This window comes from Novosphingobium sp., from assembly GCF_027489515.1.
Taxonomy (GTDB): Bacteria; Pseudomonadota; Alphaproteobacteria; order Sphingomonadales; family Sphingomonadaceae; genus Novosphingobium.
Genome location: NZ_JAIXZS010000094.1, coordinates 1 through 15065 on the forward strand (window position 1 = coordinate 1; position 15065 = coordinate 15065).

General features: G+C 67.2%; 19 protein-coding genes. 13 read left to right on the forward strand and 6 right to left on the reverse strand.

The features are described from left to right. From Q0082_RS16180 to Q0082_RS16205, 6 genes are all read right to left on the reverse strand, one after another. The coding region (locus Q0082_RS16180; RefSeq protein ID WP_298194595.1) for a hypothetical protein at nt 1–272 on the reverse strand (272 nt) is incomplete at its 3' end. A 202-nt stretch (nt 273–474) separates the two neighbouring features. Next, nucleotides 475–864 (reverse strand): DUF1318 domain-containing protein, encoded by a 390-nt coding sequence (locus Q0082_RS16185; protein ID WP_298194597.1) that lies wholly within the window; start codon nt 862–864, stop codon nt 475–477. A gap of 1 nt (nt 865) precedes the next feature. Further along, the gene (locus tag Q0082_RS16190; protein WP_298194598.1) at nt 866–1144 is read right to left on the reverse strand and encodes a YnbE family lipoprotein; all 279 of its coding nucleotides are present in this window, start codon (nt 1142–1144) and stop codon (nt 866–868) included. Continuing rightward, the gene (locus Q0082_RS16195; RefSeq protein WP_298194600.1) at nt 1141–4359 is read right to left on the reverse strand and encodes a YdbH domain-containing protein; all 3219 of its coding nucleotides are present in this window, start codon (nt 4357–4359) and stop codon (nt 1141–1143) included. Before Q0082_RS16195 ends, Q0082_RS16190 begins: the two co-directional genes overlap by 4 nt. Before the next feature lie 66 nt (nt 4360–4425). After that, a complete protein-coding gene (locus tag Q0082_RS16200; RefSeq protein ID WP_298194602.1) occupies nt 4426–4728 on the reverse strand; it encodes a hypothetical protein in 303 nt (100 codons plus the stop codon). A 49-nt stretch (nt 4729–4777) separates the two neighbouring features. Continuing rightward, nucleotides 4778–5260, reverse strand: coding sequence for a DUF417 family protein (locus Q0082_RS16205; protein WP_298194604.1), 483 nt, complete (start codon nt 5258–5260; stop codon nt 4778–4780). Nucleotides 5261–5370: 110 nt separating this feature from the next. Here Q0082_RS16205 and Q0082_RS16210 point away from each other — a divergent pair, with 110 nt between their 5' ends. The 13 genes from Q0082_RS16210 to accD form a co-directional block, all read left to right on the forward strand. Beyond that, the gene (locus Q0082_RS16210; RefSeq protein WP_298194606.1) at nt 5371–5886 is read left to right on the forward strand and encodes a MarR family transcriptional regulator; all 516 of its coding nucleotides are present in this window, start codon (nt 5371–5373) and stop codon (nt 5884–5886) included. Between the two features lie 50 nt (nt 5887–5936). Next, nucleotides 5937–6680 carry a DNA repair protein RadC gene (radC, locus tag Q0082_RS16215; RefSeq protein ID WP_298194607.1) on the forward strand — a complete coding sequence of 248 codons (744 nt, stop codon included), beginning with the start codon at nt 5937–5939 and terminating at the stop codon, nt 6678–6680. Continuing rightward, nucleotides 6680–7387 (forward strand): NRDE family protein, encoded by a 708-nt coding sequence (locus tag Q0082_RS16220; RefSeq protein WP_298194609.1) that lies wholly within the window; start codon nt 6680–6682, stop codon nt 7385–7387. Before radC ends, Q0082_RS16220 begins: the two co-directional genes overlap by 1 nt. Nucleotides 7388–7476: 89 nt before the next feature. Continuing rightward, nucleotides 7477–8790, forward strand: coding sequence for an adenylosuccinate lyase (gene purB, locus Q0082_RS16225; protein WP_298194611.1), 1314 nt, complete (start codon nt 7477–7479; stop codon nt 8788–8790). Nucleotides 8791–8863: 73 nt separating this feature from the next. Beyond that, nucleotides 8864–9160: a DUF1049 domain-containing protein gene (locus Q0082_RS16230; protein WP_298194613.1), complete on the forward strand. Its 297-nt coding sequence runs from the start codon at nt 8864–8866 to the stop codon at nt 9158–9160. Beyond that, nucleotides 9157–9831, forward strand: a complete 675-nt coding sequence (gene pyrF / locus Q0082_RS16235) for an orotidine-5'-phosphate decarboxylase (protein WP_298194615.1) — start codon at nt 9157–9159, stop codon at nt 9829–9831. Before Q0082_RS16230 ends, pyrF begins: the two co-directional genes overlap by 4 nt. Before the next feature lie 11 nt (nt 9832–9842). Continuing rightward, nucleotides 9843–10349 carry a GNAT family N-acetyltransferase gene (locus Q0082_RS16240; RefSeq protein WP_298194617.1) on the forward strand — a complete coding sequence of 169 codons (507 nt, stop codon included), beginning with the start codon at nt 9843–9845 and terminating at the stop codon, nt 10347–10349. 93 nt (nt 10350–10442) lie between these two features. Next, nucleotides 10443–11201, forward strand: coding sequence for an SIMPL domain-containing protein (locus tag Q0082_RS16245; protein WP_298194619.1), 759 nt, complete (start codon nt 10443–10445; stop codon nt 11199–11201). Nucleotides 11202–11384: 183 nt separating this feature from the next. Further along, nucleotides 11385–12029 (forward strand): phosphoribosylanthranilate isomerase, encoded by a 645-nt coding sequence (locus Q0082_RS16250; RefSeq protein WP_298194620.1) that lies wholly within the window; start codon nt 11385–11387, stop codon nt 12027–12029. 58 nt (nt 12030–12087) lie between these two features. Continuing rightward, entirely contained in the window at nt 12088–13302 is a 1215-nt protein-coding gene (gene trpB, locus Q0082_RS16255; RefSeq protein ID WP_298194622.1) for a tryptophan synthase subunit beta, read from the forward strand. Next, nucleotides 13299–13502: a hypothetical protein gene (locus Q0082_RS16260; RefSeq protein WP_298194624.1), complete on the forward strand. Its 204-nt coding sequence runs from the start codon at nt 13299–13301 to the stop codon at nt 13500–13502. Before trpB ends, Q0082_RS16260 begins: the two co-directional genes overlap by 4 nt. After that, the gene (gene trpA, locus Q0082_RS16265; protein WP_298194626.1) at nt 13499–14299 is read left to right on the forward strand and encodes a tryptophan synthase subunit alpha; all 801 of its coding nucleotides are present in this window, start codon (nt 13499–13501) and stop codon (nt 14297–14299) included. The genes Q0082_RS16260 and trpA overlap by 4 nt, the downstream gene beginning before the upstream one ends. Further along, on the forward strand, nt 14296–15065 hold a 770-nt coding region (gene accD, locus Q0082_RS16270; RefSeq protein WP_298194628.1), incomplete at its 3' end, for an acetyl-CoA carboxylase, carboxyltransferase subunit beta. The genes trpA and accD, both read left to right, overlap by 4 nt.

A 15065-nucleotide genomic window follows, 5' to 3' on the forward strand; every position in this document is an offset into this window, starting at 1 on the left:
ACTGCGATCCCGAGGAACAGCATCACCATCAGGCCCCAGTGGCCGCGTCCGACGAACCAGTCAATGGCCACGCCAACCGCTGCACCCCCGATCATTCCCCCCAGCAATTCGGCCAGAACACGGTTGCCGAGGCGGTAGCCCGCGTCGGCGCCTTGCTGGCCGCTGCGCGTGCGCTCCGCTTCGCTGGCCCTCGCCGCGGCAAGCCGCGCTTCAAGCGATGCGATCCGGGCATCCGCGCCGATGGGGTCCTCACGGTCAGGGTCGTCAACCATGCCAGCCTTCTTTTCGCCTTCAAGCAGCGCAAGGGGCCTGGCGCGGGAAACGGTCCCCCGTCAAGGGCACCGGCCCTTTAGGAAGGGCGGCTTATCAAGTCAACCGCAGCGGAAGCAGCTGTAAACCGCAGATTTGCGGCATGTGCGAAGACGTGCGCCGGGCCAGAGACCCGGCGCGCGCCCGTTTCAGCTGTATTTTGCGTCAGGGGCAGCGCGAATCGCGCAGCGGCGGGGCGGCAGTGCGCGTCTGCCAGCTGCCGTCGGGGCCCTGGTACTTCTCGCCGGGCTTGGTCTGCGAGATCAGCAGACAACCTGAAGTCAGCGCGTATTCCTCAACCGTCGCCTTCGCGGCGGCAGCCTTCTCGGCATAAACGGCCTTGCGCTTGATGTTGAGCTCATCGATCACCGCCTTGAGCGAGGGCGCCGGCGGTACAACATAGCCGAGGTAGCCATCGACCTTCTCGCCCACCTGCCCGGCGGCGCGCGCTGCGGCATAGGCGGGGTCGCGCTGCGCCAGCGCGGCGGCGGGGATCATGCCCGCGACAGCCAGCGCAGCGAGCGCAATCGTGAAGTTTCCAAATGTGCGTGCCATCTCAGAAAATGTCCTTGTTGTTGTCGATCGTCTGGCTGGCGTCTCCCGCCAGGCGATAGACCACTTCCTGCTTGATGTTGATGTTGAGCTCGATGACGATCGGCTTGTCGGGCGCTTTCACGGTAATGCAGCCCCCCAGAAGCAAACAACTCAGCATCGAGCCTGCCAGCAACACGTCCGCAGGGCGCAATCGCCGCAGTCTTCTGCCTGTCCCTGCCATTCCGGAATGCCCCTCATCTTGAATGGGCCACTTGGTTGCAGGGTTGCTGACCAACGTCAATTGCTGGCTCCTTTTGGCTTGGGGCTGCTGACCGGAGGCTGAACGCCGCTGGCAGGTGGCTGCAAGGTTCCCGGCGCCATGGCTCCGGGCGCTACAGATCCTGGCAGGCCGCGGAACGCGCCCGGCGGCGGCTGCGGGTTCATCGAACTGATCAGACTGTAGAACGGCGCGTGGATATTCACGCTGAACTTGATCGGCACCCGCGCGACCTGCCGGGTGATGAAGTTCTGCTTGGCGTCCCTGCCCTGCTTGATGCCGTTGAATTCCACCCGCGTGACGACATCGCCCGCAAGGTTGCCGTCCATCCCGATGGTCATGCTGGAGTAATCGAGCGATTTTAGCGCATCAAATGCGAAGTTCGCCATCGTCGAAAGGTCCTTGTAGGACAGCGCGCCGACATAGGAGACCGTTCCGCCGGGCGGACGCGAGACCAGCTGGCCGCCGGCGATCCGCCCGCCATTGGCATCGAATTCCAGCGGCAGGTGCCCGTCGAACATGCCCGTGGCGGAAAGGTTCGCCAGCTCCATGCGCTCGAGGAACTTTGCTGCGTCCAGCCCCTCGATCTCGATCCGGAATCGCCGCGGCTCGTTCACCGTCATGCGCAGATCCCCCGGCGCCAATCGCAGCTTGCCGCCAAGAAAGGGCCAGAGCCCGCTGTTGAGGCGCACGACCTGCTCGGGCAGCAGTTCGAGATCGATCACCCCGTCGTTGACCTCGATCCCCGGATTGGCCGACGCCACGCGCAGCGTCTGGTGCGGGGCCGTGACCATGCCGATCAGATCGGTGAACACCAGCGTTCCTGAAATCCCCTTGACCGGGCCGAACGCGGCCGAGAAGGCAAAATCCTCGGTGCCGAAGCTGCCGGAGCTGGTCACGCGATCAGCGGTCCAGTCGACCACGCCTTTGCCGCGCACCGTGCCTTCTGCATCGGCCACGACGCCGCGGAACTGCGGCGCGAGATCGCGCAATTGCAGCCCGCCGACCCGCCCGGGCACGATCTTGTTCTTGTCGAACACGAGGCCATCAACCGCAAGATCGGCATGCCCGCGTGCCGTTGCGAGATCATGCCGCACGGTCACCCGCAGCACCTCGCGCCGCGAATCCGGCTCTCGCAGAAGCGCCTCGGCGGTCACGCGGTTGTCCTTGAGCGTGAGGACAGCGTTCTCCCCGGCCAGCGTCTTGAACCGCGCAGGCTGGAAACGGTCGGCGGCGGCAAAGTGCACGCCGCTCAGCGTCAGCACGCCTTCCGCATAGCGCCAGTCGCCCGCAGCGCCGCTCAGGTCGATCGGCACGGCGGCGAGCTTTGCATCCACCCCATCAAACGTGCCGGTGAAGTCCCGGCCCAGCCGCGCGACCAGATTGACGAGGCGCAGCCGGGTCGCCGTCGCGTCCGGTCCGAGCACGACATCGGCGCCGCGCACCGTCAGTGTGCCGGGCCAGGCAAGGCCCACCGGACCAGTGTTCAGCGTGAGCGGCGTCTCGCCCAGGCGCCCGCTCAGCGCGAGCGCGTTGATGCCGAGCGCTGCCCTGAGGCCGCTCGCGCCGCTCTGGACAATCGCCCGCCCACCCGGCGGGCAGATCGTCAGCTGCCGCTTGTCGAGCGTCAGCGCGCTGAGCTGGAGGCTGGCGAAGGACGGCGTTACGCAGCGCGGCCAAAGGGCGAGATCGCCGCGCGGCCCGATCGTCCCCGCGATGGGCAGCACGAGCCCGCGCACCGCCCCGCCCGGAATGCCCCCCGAAGCGAGCGCGGTGCCGGAAAAGCTCAACGAACCGCCCGGCCCTTGCGCGATTTCGAGCAGCGGCAGCGCCAGCATGTCCGCTCCGGCGCGATACTCCGCCATGCGCAGCTTGAGCGCCGGGCGGCCGCCTGCGCCGGGTTCCATGCGCCCGGTGATCGGCGGCAAGCCCTCACCCGCCATGACGAAATTGCCTGTCAATGTCGGCAGCTTGTCGGGCTCCGAGGCGACCTGAAGGCGCGAAACCGAAAGCAGCGTAGCCCCGCCCCCACCGCGCAGCATTGCGCTCGGCGCGACAAGGCTCCAGCGCGCACCCTCGCGCCGCAGCGCGACGTCTCCCGTCAGGCGGCTGCCCCGTTCCTCGCGGCCCAGCGCGCTGCGCAACCGGGCGATCAGCGGTGCGGCCAGCGTGCCTTGCGCCGCCGTCTGCGCCCCGGCCAAAGCGCGTTCGCTGGCGGCACCTCGCGCAAGGCCCCGGCCCGAGACCGCGCCGCGAAACACGATGGTCTGCCCACCCGCCTTCATGTCGAGATCGCCGTCGATTCCGAGCGAGCCCGCCGTCAGGCCTGCCGTACGCACCCCTTGTGCGGAGCTCAGCAGATGGCCGCGCAAATCGCCCTGCTTCAACGCGAGTGCGCCGCCCAGCGTAAGACGCGCAGCGGCCATACCGGGACCGGCCACCTCGCCTGCCTCCAGCTTGCCCTTGATTGCTACACCGCCGAGGTCCTTGTCGCCCGTAACGTCAAGCGCCATGGCCGCAGGGCCCGCCGTGAAGGTCTTGCCGCAGGCCAGCCGCGCCAACCGCACCGGCCCGGCAAAGCGCGGACGCCCCTCGCCGACGGAAACCTCGCCATAAGCGGTCAGCCGGTCGCCGTCACAACCACTCGCCGTAATGCCCGGCATGATTGCGGCGAGCGTACCCTTGAAACCGCCCGAAAGATTGCCAGCGCCTTCGGTCTTCACCGCAAGCCGGCCAAAATCGCTTTCGAGCAGCGCGCGCCCGTCAATGACCCTGAGGTCCAGATCGGGCAGGCCCGCCGAGTTTGCCGAAGGCGTCTTGGGAAACAGCATCGCATCCAGCGCGCCGAAGCTCAACTTCCCTTGCCGGAACGTGCCGTAAAGCCTTGGCTTCTCGAGAATGACCTGGCCAATGCGCGGTCCAAGCAAACCATAGGACAACCGAACTTCTGCACGCTCGATGGTGAGATCAGGATGCGCCGGATCGCCGATCACGATGTTCTTCAGGATCTGCCGGTCCGCGCCGATGCCCTCGATCGCATAGCGTCCGGGCAGGCCCAATTGCGCGAGTTGCCGGTCGATCAGCCCGCCCGCGATCTGCTCGCGCGCGCTCCACAGCCCGATCGCAAGCGCAGCGAGCGCCCCGGCGGAGACCAGCGCAACCTTGCGGCGCCTGGTGCTGCGCGGTGCGTCCGGCGGCCCTTCCGGCGATTCGTTCAGAGGCTCGGTTTCGTCCGGCATTGCCCGCCTTGTTGCCCAGCAGGCGGGCGGACGCAATGCACTGACTCGCAAAGCATGATGGCAAGCTCAGCCAAGCAGGGCGAGCACCGCGCCAAGCTTCTGCCGGTCGGTCAGGCTCTCGCCGTAGCCGAACACGCCGATCAGGGTGGCGCCAACCGCGACACCGACCGCGAAGAGCAGACCCGCACGGGCAAGGCCGACCCCGCCGGTCCCAAGCATGATCTGCCAGGTCACGTTCCCGGCAACCACGAAACCCACCGCAAGCGCCATACGACACAGCCCGCCATGCAGCGAGAATTCCTTGGCGAGGACATCCGCGATCAGTTCGAGCGTGACGACGGCGGCGAGGAAGGGAACCCAGACCGGCATGGCGGCGACTGGGCCCAGGGCCAGGGTCGCCGCCTCCGGAGCCACAGGGTCAGGCCGCCTCCATGGCCAGCCGGCCAGCGGGCATCGGGGCAGAGCGGGCAGCGGCAAAGGCTTCACCCGCGCTCCACAGGGCGGCACCGAGCAGCGTCAGGTCCTTGAGCAGGAAGCCGGCATCGCTCGACTGCGGATCGAGACCGGGCGTGGTGAAGAGGAAACTCAATGTGGTGACCAGCGCGCCCGCCATGCCGAGGCTGCCCAGTGCAGCAATGCGCGGCGCGAACGCGCGTGCTGCAACCATCAGGCCCAGCGCGATCTCGATCACGCCGATGAAGTTGGAAGCGCCCTGCTCGCCGAGCGTCGGGCCGGCCCAGAACAGCACCGGCGAATGCGCCATCAGCGGCGCCACGGCCGCGGCTTCCTGCAGGGTGAACTTGCAGAGCCCGAAGGCCAGGAAAAAGAAAACGAGGCTGTAGCGCAGGACGCCGGCGCCGGTCTTGCCGAGGCGTGCCTCGAAGGTGGGGGACAGGAACATGGGATCTCTCCTCGATCGTCTTGCCGCAGGGCGGAATGCTCCATCGGCGCACGTTGTGTGCGCGGATCATATATCTTGAAATAGATGCGCGAGGCATATACCTCGCGGGAATGAGTTCCATGCGCGATGCCAATCTTGTCGGAGCCCTCGCCGTCGCTATTGGCGATGCGGTGACCCGTGCGGCCGAAGCCGCTGCCCCCGAACCCGGCCCTGCAGCGGCGGCGCTGATGCTCGTGGCGCATTTGCCGGGCATGAGCATCGACGCCTTGCGCATCGGCGTCGGTCTCTCCCACCCCGGCGCGGTGCGGCTGGTTGACCGGCTCGCGGCGCGCGGCATGATCGAGCGCCGCGCCAGTGCCGAAGATGGCCGCCGCGTGGCGCTGCACCTCACCGGGGCGGGGGAGAACGCCGCCACCGCCATCGCCGAGGGGCGACACAAGGCGGTCGCCAAGGCGCTGGACCGGCTCCCCGCAGCGGAACGCGCGGCCTTCATCGCCGCCACCGAAAAGATGCTTGCCGCGCTCGTCGCCGGGCCGGAGGATGCCCTGCGCGTCTGCCGCCTCTGCGACGAGGCTGTCTGCACACGCTGCCCGGTCGATATCTGTCTCGGTATTGGCGGCGACTAGTGCGGCGCGCTTGCGCCCTCGCCACGAGGCGGGCAAAGTCCGCATAAGCCATGGACGAACCGCCCAGCCTCTTCCCTCAGCCCAACCGCGACAAAGCCGAGAAGGACCGCGTGCGCGAGGCGGGGCTTGATCCGTCCGGCCACCGTGGGCGGCTCAGGAAGCGCCTGCTCGAAGGCGGCGATGATGCACTCGGCGATCACGAGGTGATCGAATACCTGCTGATGACCGCGATCCCCAGGCAGGATGTGAAGCCCCACGCGCGCATGCTGCTCCAACGTTTCGGCAGTCTCGCTGGTGTGTTGAATGCCGATGCGCAAACGCTGATGGGGGTGCCCGGTATCAAGGATGCCGCCGCCGCTGCGCTCAAGATTGTCGGCATTTCAGCCCGCCGCCTTGCCCGCCAGACGGTTCGCGAGGAGCCGGTTCTCTCCAGTTGGCAGGCACTGCTCGATTACCTCCACATCGACATGGCTCACCTCAACCACGAACGCGTGCGCGTGCTCTATCTCAATACGCAGAACCGACTGATCCTCGATCAGATCGTCAGCGACGGGACGCTCGACGAATCCGCGATCTACACGCGCGAAATCATCGCCAAGGCCATGGCGATCGGCGCTGCCGCGCTGATCCTTGTCCACAACCACCCCTCCGGCAGCCCCGAACCCAGCCGCGCCGATATCCAGATCACCCAGAAGATCATCGAAGCCGGCAGACTACTGGGCATTACCGTGCACGATCACGTGATCATCGGGCGGCAGGGGCATGTCAGCCTTAAGGCGAAGGGCCTGATCTGATGTGCGTTGCCGCCGCCGCCTTCCGCGCGCATCCGCGCTGGCGCCTTGTCATGATCGGGAACCGCGACGAGTTCCACGAACGCCCCACCGCACCACTCGCCTGCTGGGACAGCGGGGTGATCGCCGGGCGCGACCTGCAGGCCGGCGGCACGTGGCTGGGCGTGAACGCAGCAGGGCGCGCCGCGCTCGTCACCAATCTGCGCGTTGAAGGCTATCCGCAGCCCCACCTCGCCTCGCGCGGTGCGCTCGTCACAGACTGGCTGGCAGGCCACGCACCCGCCGCGCCCGAAACCATGAACCCGTTCAACCTGTTCATGGCCGATGCTGACGCTGCGTGGCACCTCACCAACCACCCCGCAGTGCACCGCCGCAGGCTGGCGCCCGGCATTCATGGGCTCTCCAATGGTCCGCACGATGCACCCTGGGCCAAGACCCGCGCGCTCGAAGCGGCGCTCGCGGGCTGGCTGGCGGCGGATCAGGACGATCCCGCCCCGCTCTTCTCCGCGCTTTCCGATGAAAGCCAGTTGGCCGGAGAAGGCCCCGAACCGCGCTTTTCCGGCGTGTTCATCCGCAATCCGCTTTACGGCACCCGCTGCTCCACCGTGCTCACCATTGCGGCGGACGGCGCGGCCCGGATCATCGAACGCCGCTTCGATGCCGCGGGGCGCGTGACCGGCGAAACCGATCTGGCCTTCACCGCCGCCTGAGCGGTCGCTGCCCCTTGCCTTCCCCGCCCCCTCCTCCTAGCGGCTCCTCCCAGTAGAAGTCTTGGTACGTAAACCTGCAGGAGTCGCCCATGGTCCCCCGTTATGCCCGCCCCGCGATGACCGCGATCTGGGAGCCGGAGGCGCGCTACCGGATCTGGTTCGAGATCGAGGCCCATGCGACCGAGAAGCTGGGCGAGCTCGGCGTTGTCCCCCCCTCCGCCGCCAAGGCGCTGTGGGACTGGTGGGCCACGAACCCCACGATCGACGTCGCCGCGATCGACGCGATCGAGGCCGTGACCAAGCATGACGTCATCGCCTTCCTCGATTGGGTCGCCAAGGAAGTCGGCCCCGAAGCGCGCTTCATGCACCAGGGCATGACGAGCTCCGATGTGCTCGACACCACCCTCAACGTCCAGCTGACCAAGGCCGCGGACATCCTCATCGCCGACATCGACGCGCTGCTGGAGGCGATCAAGCGCCGCGCGGTGGAGCACAAGTACACCCCCACCATCGGCCGCAGCCACGGCATCCATGCCGAGCCGACCACCTTCGGCCTCAAGCTTGCGCAGGCCTATGCCGAGTTCGCCCGCTGCCGCGCGCGCCTTGTGGCCGCCCGCGCCGAAGTCGCGACCTGCGCCATCTCGGGCGCGGTCGGAACGTTCGCCAATATCGATCCGGCGGTCGAAGCCCATGTCGCCGAGAAGCTGGGCCTCGCGGTCGAGCCCGTCTCCACGCAGGTCATCCCGCGCGACCGCCACGCGATGTTCTTTGCCGTCCTCGGCGTGATTGCCAGCAGCATCGAGCGCCTCGCCACCGAAGTGCGCCACCTGCAGCGCACCGAAGTGCTTGAGGCCGAGGAATACTTCTCGCCCGGCCAGAAAGGCTCGTCGGCCATGCCGCACAAGCGCAACCCGGTGCTGACCGAAAACCTCACCGGCCTTGCCCGCGTCGTTCGCTCCGCCGTCACCCCCGCGCTCGAGAACGTCGCGCTGTGGCACGAGCGCGATATCTCGCACTCCTCGGTCGAGCGCTACATCGGGCCTGACGCCACGATCACGCTCGATTTCGCACTGGCGCGACTCACCAGCGTGATCGACAAGCTGCTCGTTTACCCTGAGCGGATGCAGAAGAACCTCGACCGCATGGGCGGCCTTGTCCACTCGCAGCGGGTGCTGCTGGCGCTCACGCAGGGGGGCCTCACGCGCGATGATTCCTACCGCCTGGTCCAGCGCAATGCGATGCAGGTCTGGCAGTCGGACGGCCAGCTTTCGCTGCTCGACCTTTTGAAGGCCGATCCCGAAGTCAGCGCGGTGATGAGCGCCAAGGACCTCGAGGACAAGTTCAACCTCGATTACCACTTCAAAGCAGTCGACACGATTTTCGCGCGGGTGTTCGGGGCGTAAGGCAAAGACTCGCCTTACCCGCCAAAGCGCCCTAGCATGGGTGCCAAACGGGGGAGGCTGGGGACAAAGCCTGATGAAAGCATTTCGATCGATCCTGTGGTTGGTGATCGTAGCCGCGTTGGCCGCGTTTTCCGCGGCAAATTGGCAACCGGTCGAGCTCACCGTGTGGCAGGATCTCAAGCTCGACACCAAGCTTCCCGCGTTGGTCATCGCCGCCTTTCTCCTCGGACTCGTGCCGATGTGGCTGATCCACCGCACCGTGCGCTGGCGGCTGCAGCGCCGCATCACCAATCTTGAAACCACGCTGGCCGGAAGCGCCTCGCTCTCCTCCACCCAGCTCGAAGCCCGGAAAGCAAGCGAAGCCCCATGAGCAATCCCGTCTATCTCGCGCTCGATCTGCCCCGCCTCGATGCGGCCATCGCGCTCGCGCAGAAGGTCAAGGGCCATATCGGCGGGGTGAAGCTCGGCCTCGAATTCTTCTGCGCGCATGGCCACCACGGCGTGCATGAAGTGGCCAAGCTCGGCCTGCCCATCTTCCTCGACCTGAAGCTGCACGACATTCCCAACACAGTCGCTGCCGCGATGCAGTCGATCCATGTGCTGGAACCGGCCATCGTGACGATCCACGCGAGTGGCGGACGCGCGATGATGGAAGATGCCAAGGCCGCCGCGGGCGAGCATTGCAAGGTCGTCGCCGTCACCGTGCTCACCAGCCTCGATGACGATGATCTTGCCGGCGTAGGCGTCCCCGGCGGTGCCCACGATCAGGCCCTGCGGCTTGCCGATCTCGCGCAGGAAGCCGGGCTCGATGGCATCGTCTGCTCGGGCCACGAAGTCGGCGCGATCCACAAGCGCTGGAAAAACGGCTTCTTCGTTGTCCCCGGCCTTCGCCCCGATACCGGGCATACCGCAGACCAGAAGCGCATCGTCACCCCCAGCGCCGCGCGCCGCGATGGCGCCAGCGTCCTTGTCATCGGCCGCCCGATCAGCCGCGCCGAAGACCCGGTCGCCGCCGCCCGCGCCATCGAGGCCACGCTCTGAGCCCTGCCGCGATGACGACGACCTACCGCATTGCCACCCCCGCCGACGCGCCCGCAGTGCGCGCTCTCATCGAAAGCGGCTACCGGGGTGACAGCGCCCGCAGGGGTTGGTCGAACGAAGCTGATCTGCTGGAGGGCGATCGCACCACGCCCGCCGAAGTCGCCGCCATGCTCGCGGCCCCTGAAAAGCGCGTGCTTCTTGCAGAGCAGGACGGCGCACTTGTCGGCACGGTCGCTGTGACCGATCTCGGCAGCGCCCGCGCCTACATGGGCCTGCTCTGCATCGATCCTGACCGGCAGGCCGGCGGCCTCGGCCGCGCGCTGGTACGCGAAGTCGAAGTGCTTGCGGCACGCGAGTTCGGCGCGCGCACGATGGAACTCATTGTGGTCGACGTCCGCGAAGAGCTCATCGCCTGGTACGAACGGCGCGGCTACACCCGCACCGGCGAGCTGCGCCCCTTCCCGCTGCCGATGGACGTGCCCTACCAGATGGTGGTGCTCGAACGGGCGCTTGCCTGAATCTGGCTCCTGAAGCACTCCTGTCATCGCGGTTCAGCCCTGCGAAAGCCCGCGCTGTGCAATGGCGGGGCACATTCTCAAGGGGACCTACCAATGACCAATACCTCCACCTCGCTCCTGATGGCTGCCGCGCTGGCTGCCGCCGGTGCCGCCGCGCCTGCCATGGCGCAGACCATGTCCCCCGCGCCGGTCGTTGCCCCGGGCAATGCGGTGCTTACCGTCAGCGCCGACGGCCGTTCCAGCCGCACCCCTGATCTCGCCGTGTTCAGTGCCGGCGTCACCACGCAGGCCAAGACCGCCGCCGCCGCGCTGTCCGACAATGCGGAGCGCATGAACGCCGTGATCACCGCGCTCAAGGCTTCGGGCATTGCCGAGCGCGATATCCAGACCAGCAACCTCTCGGTGAACCCGGTCTACGGCCAGCCGCGCGCCGACGCCAACGGCAACGTCAGCGGCGATCCGGTAATCATCGGCTACCAGGCCAACAACCAGGTCGAGGTCAAGCAGCGCAAGATCGGCAACTACGGCAAGACGATCGACACGCTGGTGAACGCGGGCGCCAATCAGGTCAGCGGCCCCTCGTTCCAGCTCGACAACCCGGATGTCGCGAGCGATGAAGCCCGCCTCGAAGCGATGAAGAAGGCCCGCGCCCGCGCCGAGCTCTATGCCAAGGCCGCCGGCCTCTCCGTCAAGCGCATCCTCACCATCAGCGAGAGCGGCGGCTATGCCCCGCAGCCGATGGTCATGTACGCCCGCGCGGAGAAGATGATGGCTGGCGCCCCCAGCCCTGTCGCAGCAGGCGAAGTGCAGGTGGGCGCGAACGTGACGGTTACGTTCGAACTGGGGCAGTAATCAAGGGCCCAACCCCAACCCCTCCCGCAAGCGGGAGGGGAGCAGGGCGGCGCGAATAACTGCCTCCAGCTTGCGACGAGGGCTATACCTTCTTCCCCCCTCCCGCTTGCGGGAGGGGCGGGGGTGGGCCAGCGGCAAAGCACAGCATTTGACCCGCAAACCGCCAACCCCTATCCGCACCCCATGCCCGCCCCCCACATCAAGATCTGCGGCCTCACCACCGCCGCCGCGCTCGAGGCAACCATCGCCGCGCGCGCTGATTACGCCGGGCTCGTGATCTTCCCACCCAGCCCGCGCCATCTCGCGCTCAAGGATGCTTCCGCGCTCGCCGCGCGCGCTGCGGGCCGGATCAAGCTCGTCGGCCTCTTCGTCGACGCTGCCGACAGCTTGATTTCCGACGTGGTCACCGCCGCGAAGCTCGATGTGATCCAGCTCCACGGCAAGGAAGACCCGGCCCGCGTCGCCGCAATTCGTGCCGCTTTCGGCAAGCCTGTGTGGAAAGCCACCGCCGTCTCCAGCGCTGACGACATCGTCCGCGCCGAGAGGTTTGCTGGCGCCGCCGATCTCGTCCTGTTCGACGCGAAGCCCCCCAAGGGCGCCGCGATCCCCGGCGGCCTCGGCCTCGTGTTCGACTGGACGCTGCTTGCCGGCTACAAAGCTCCGCTCCCCTGGGGCCTCGCCGGCGGTCTCTCCCCCGCCAACGTCACCGAAGCCGTCCGCGCCACGCAGGCCCCGCTGGTCGATGTCTCGTCCGGCGTCGAAAGCGCACCCGGCGTGAAGGACGAAAGCCTCATCACCCGGTTCTGCAAGGCCGCGCGCGCCGCCTGACCTTCCCTTAAGCCCACGAATCTGGACAAGCGCGCGCCCCTCTGCCAAGCGAAACCGCATGAACGCGCCCATCCCCAACAGCTTCCGCACCCAGCCCGACGCACAGGGCCATTTCGGCCAGTTCGGCGGCCGCTACGTCGCCGAAACGCTGATGCCGCTGATCCTCGATCTGGAAGCAGAATACCGCAAGGCCAAGGCCGATCCCGCCTTCCACGCCGAGTTCGATGACCTGCTCGAACACTACGTCGGCCGCCCCAGCCCGCTCTATTTCGCGCCCCGCCTCACGGAAGAGCTTGGTGGCGCACAGGTCTGGTTCAAGCGCGACGAGCTCAATCACACCGGCGCGCACAAGATCAACAACTGCATCGGCCAGATCCTGCTCGCCATCCGCATGGGCAAAACGCGGATCATCGCGGAGACCGGCGCGGGCCAGCACGGCGTCGCCACCGCCACCGTCTGCGCGCGCTTTGGCCTCCCTTGCACGATCTTCATGGGCGCGACCGACGTTGCCCGCCAGCAGCCCAATGTGTTCCGCATGAAGCTGCTGGGCGCCGAAGTCGTCCCCGTCACCGCCGGGGCCGCCACGCTCAAGGACGCGATGAACGAGGCGCTGCGCGACTGGGTCGCCAACGTCCACAACACCTTCTACATCATCGGCACTGCCGCCGGCCCGCACCCCTATCCGGAGCTCGTCCGCGATTTCCAGAGCGTGATCGGCAAGGAAGCCCGCGCCCAGATGCTGAGCCGCGTCGGCCGCCTCCCCGATCTCCTCGTCGCGGCGATCGGTGGCGGCAGCAATGCCATCGGCCTGTTCCATCCCTTCCTCGATGATCCCAGCGTCAAGATGATGGGCGTCGAAGCCGCAGGCCACGGGCTCGACCAACTCCACGCCGCCAGCCTTGCGGGCGGCCGCCCCGGCGTGCTCCACGGCAACAAGACCTACCTCCTGCAGGACGAGGACGGCCAGATCCTCGAAGGCCACTCGATTTCGGCGGGCCTCGATTATCCCGGTATCGGCCCTGAACACGCCTGGCTCAAGGAAACCGGCCGCGTCGAGTACACCTCGGTCACCGACACCGAAGCCCTCGATGGCTTCCAGCTGCTCTGCCGCACCGAAGGCATCATCCCCGCGCTGGAGCCCGCCCACGCAATCGCCGCGGTCAAGAAGATCGCCCCGACGATGGACAAGGACGCGATCATCCTCGCCAACCTCTGCGGACGCGGCGACAAGGATATCTTCTCGGTGGCGGAGCATCTGGGGGTGAAGCTGTGAAGCCGAGCATACTGCGTTTTCTGGCACTGTATGGCAGTCTGCTGGCCGTGACAGCAATCGTATATCTGCTGGCAAAACCCTATTTTTCCTTGCCGATCCGTGGCGCCATCACCGGCGGCATGGCGGCTGCATGGCTAATCTGGGCGAGACCCCTTGTTGACCGTGCCCTGCCCACTACCAAAAAGGGATGGTCAGAATGACCCGCCTCTCCTCAGCCTTCGCCAAGGGCCACCCCGCCCTCGTCTGTTTCATCACCGCCGGTGATCCGACGCCGGCCGCCACACCCGCGATCCTCGATGCGCTCGTCGAAGGCGGCGCGGACGTGATCGAGCTGGGCATGCCGTTCACCGATCCGATGGCCGATGGCCCGGCGATCCAGCGCGCCAATCTGCGCAGCCTCGCCGCCGGCACCAAGACCGCTGATATCCTGCAGATGGCCACCCATTTCCGCGCGCGCCACCCCGATGTGCCGCTGGTCCTCATGGGCTATGCCAACCCGATGATAACGCGCGGGCCGGAATGGTTCGCGGCAGAGGCCGCCAAGGCCGGGGTCGACGGCGTGATCTGCGTCGATGTCCCGCCCGAGGAAGACGGCGAGCTTGGCCCGTACCTGCGCAGCGCGGGGATCAGCCCGATCCGCCTCGCCACGCCGACGACCGACGCCGCGCGGCTCCCCGCTGTGCTCGCAGGCTCCTCGGGCTTTCTCTACTATGTCTCGGTCGCGGGCATCACCGGCAAGCAGTCCGCCGCGCTCGCCTCCATCGAAGAGGCCGTCACCCGCATCAAGCAGACGGCAGAGATCCCCGTCGCCGTCGGCTTCGGCGTGCGCACGCCCGAGCAGGCGGGCCCCATTGCCCGCGTCGCAGACGGCGTGGTTGTCGGCTCGGCCCTGATCGACATCATCGCAGAACATGGCGAGAATTCCGCAGGCCCGGTGCGCGAACTCGTCACCGCACTTGCAAACGCCGTCCACAATGCGCGAAAGGTTGATGCATGAGCTGGCTAACCCGCGTCCGCAATTCGCTGCCTTTCTCGCCCAAGCGCGACACGCCGGACAACCTCTGGATCAAGTGCCCTTCGTGCAGCGAAATGCTGTTCACCAAGGAGTACGAGGAAAACCTCTCGGTCTGCCCGCGCTGCGATCACCACGGCCGCATCGGCGCGACCGAGCGTCTCTCGCAGTTGCTAGACGCCGGTTTCGATATCCTGCCCGCCCCCAAGGTGCGCGAAGACCCCCTCAAGTTCCGCGATACCAAGCGCTATTCCGACCGCCTCAAGGCCGCCCGCGCCGCCAACCCGCTGCCCGATGCGCTGACCGCCGCGGTCGGCAAGATCGATGGCCACAAGGCTGTCGTCGGCGTGCAGGATTTCGGCTTCATGGGCGGCTCGATGGGCATGGCCGTGGGCGATGCCTTTATCGCCGCGACCGAAGCCGCGATTGCCAACAAGTGCCCCTTCATCGCCGTGACGGCGGCAGGCGGCGCGCGCATGCAGGAAGGCATTCTCAGCCTCATGCAGATGCCGCGCACCACCGTCGCGATCAACCGCATGCGCGCGGCGGGCCTGCCCTACATCGTCGTCCTCACCGATCCGACCACTGGCGGCGTCACCGCCAGCTACGCGATGCTCGGTGATATCCAGATCGCCGAACCCGGCGCGCTCATCGGCTTTGCCGGCCAGCGCGTGATCCAGGACACGATCCGCGAAAAGCTCCCCGAAGGCTTCCAGCGCGCCGAATACCTCCACGCGCACGGCATGATCGA

Excerpts from the sequence above, each read along its gene's own strand:
- Q0082_RS16185 (WP_298194597.1), bottom strand. The coding sequence starts at position 864 with ATGGCACGCACATTTGGAAACTTCACGATTGCGCTCGCTGCGCTGGCT.
- trpB (WP_298194622.1), top strand. The coding sequence starts at position 12,088 with ATGAACGCGCCCATCCCCAACAGCTTCCGCACCCAGCCCGACGCACAG.
- Q0082_RS16240 (WP_298194617.1), top strand. The coding sequence starts at position 9,843 with ATGACGACGACCTACCGCATTGCCACCCCCGCCGACGCGCCCGCAGTG.
- trpA (WP_298194626.1), top strand. The coding sequence starts at position 13,499 with ATGACCCGCCTCTCCTCAGCCTTCGCCAAGGGCCACCCCGCCCTCGTC.
- Q0082_RS16200 (WP_298194602.1), bottom strand. The coding sequence starts at position 4,728 with ATGCCGGTCTGGGTTCCCTTCCTCGCCGCCGTCGTCACGCTCGAACTG.
- Q0082_RS16250 (WP_298194620.1), top strand. The coding sequence starts at position 11,385 with ATGCCCGCCCCCCACATCAAGATCTGCGGCCTCACCACCGCCGCCGCG.
- pyrF (WP_298194615.1), top strand. The coding sequence starts at position 9,157 with ATGAGCAATCCCGTCTATCTCGCGCTCGATCTGCCCCGCCTCGATGCG.
- Q0082_RS16210 (WP_298194606.1), top strand. The coding sequence starts at position 5,371 with ATGAGTTCCATGCGCGATGCCAATCTTGTCGGAGCCCTCGCCGTCGCT.
- purB (WP_298194611.1), top strand. The coding sequence starts at position 7,477 with ATGGTCCCCCGTTATGCCCGCCCCGCGATGACCGCGATCTGGGAGCCG.
- Q0082_RS16205 (WP_298194604.1), bottom strand. The coding sequence starts at position 5,260 with ATGTTCCTGTCCCCCACCTTCGAGGCACGCCTCGGCAAGACCGGCGCC.
- Q0082_RS16245 (WP_298194619.1), top strand. The coding sequence starts at position 10,443 with ATGACCAATACCTCCACCTCGCTCCTGATGGCTGCCGCGCTGGCTGCC.
- Q0082_RS16230 (WP_298194613.1), top strand. The coding sequence starts at position 8,864 with ATGAAAGCATTTCGATCGATCCTGTGGTTGGTGATCGTAGCCGCGTTG.
- Q0082_RS16220 (WP_298194609.1), top strand. The coding sequence starts at position 6,680 with ATGTGCGTTGCCGCCGCCGCCTTCCGCGCGCATCCGCGCTGGCGCCTT.
- Q0082_RS16195 (WP_298194600.1), bottom strand. The coding sequence starts at position 4,359 with ATGCCGGACGAAACCGAGCCTCTGAACGAATCGCCGGAAGGGCCGCCG.
- radC (WP_298194607.1), top strand. The coding sequence starts at position 5,937 with ATGGACGAACCGCCCAGCCTCTTCCCTCAGCCCAACCGCGACAAAGCC.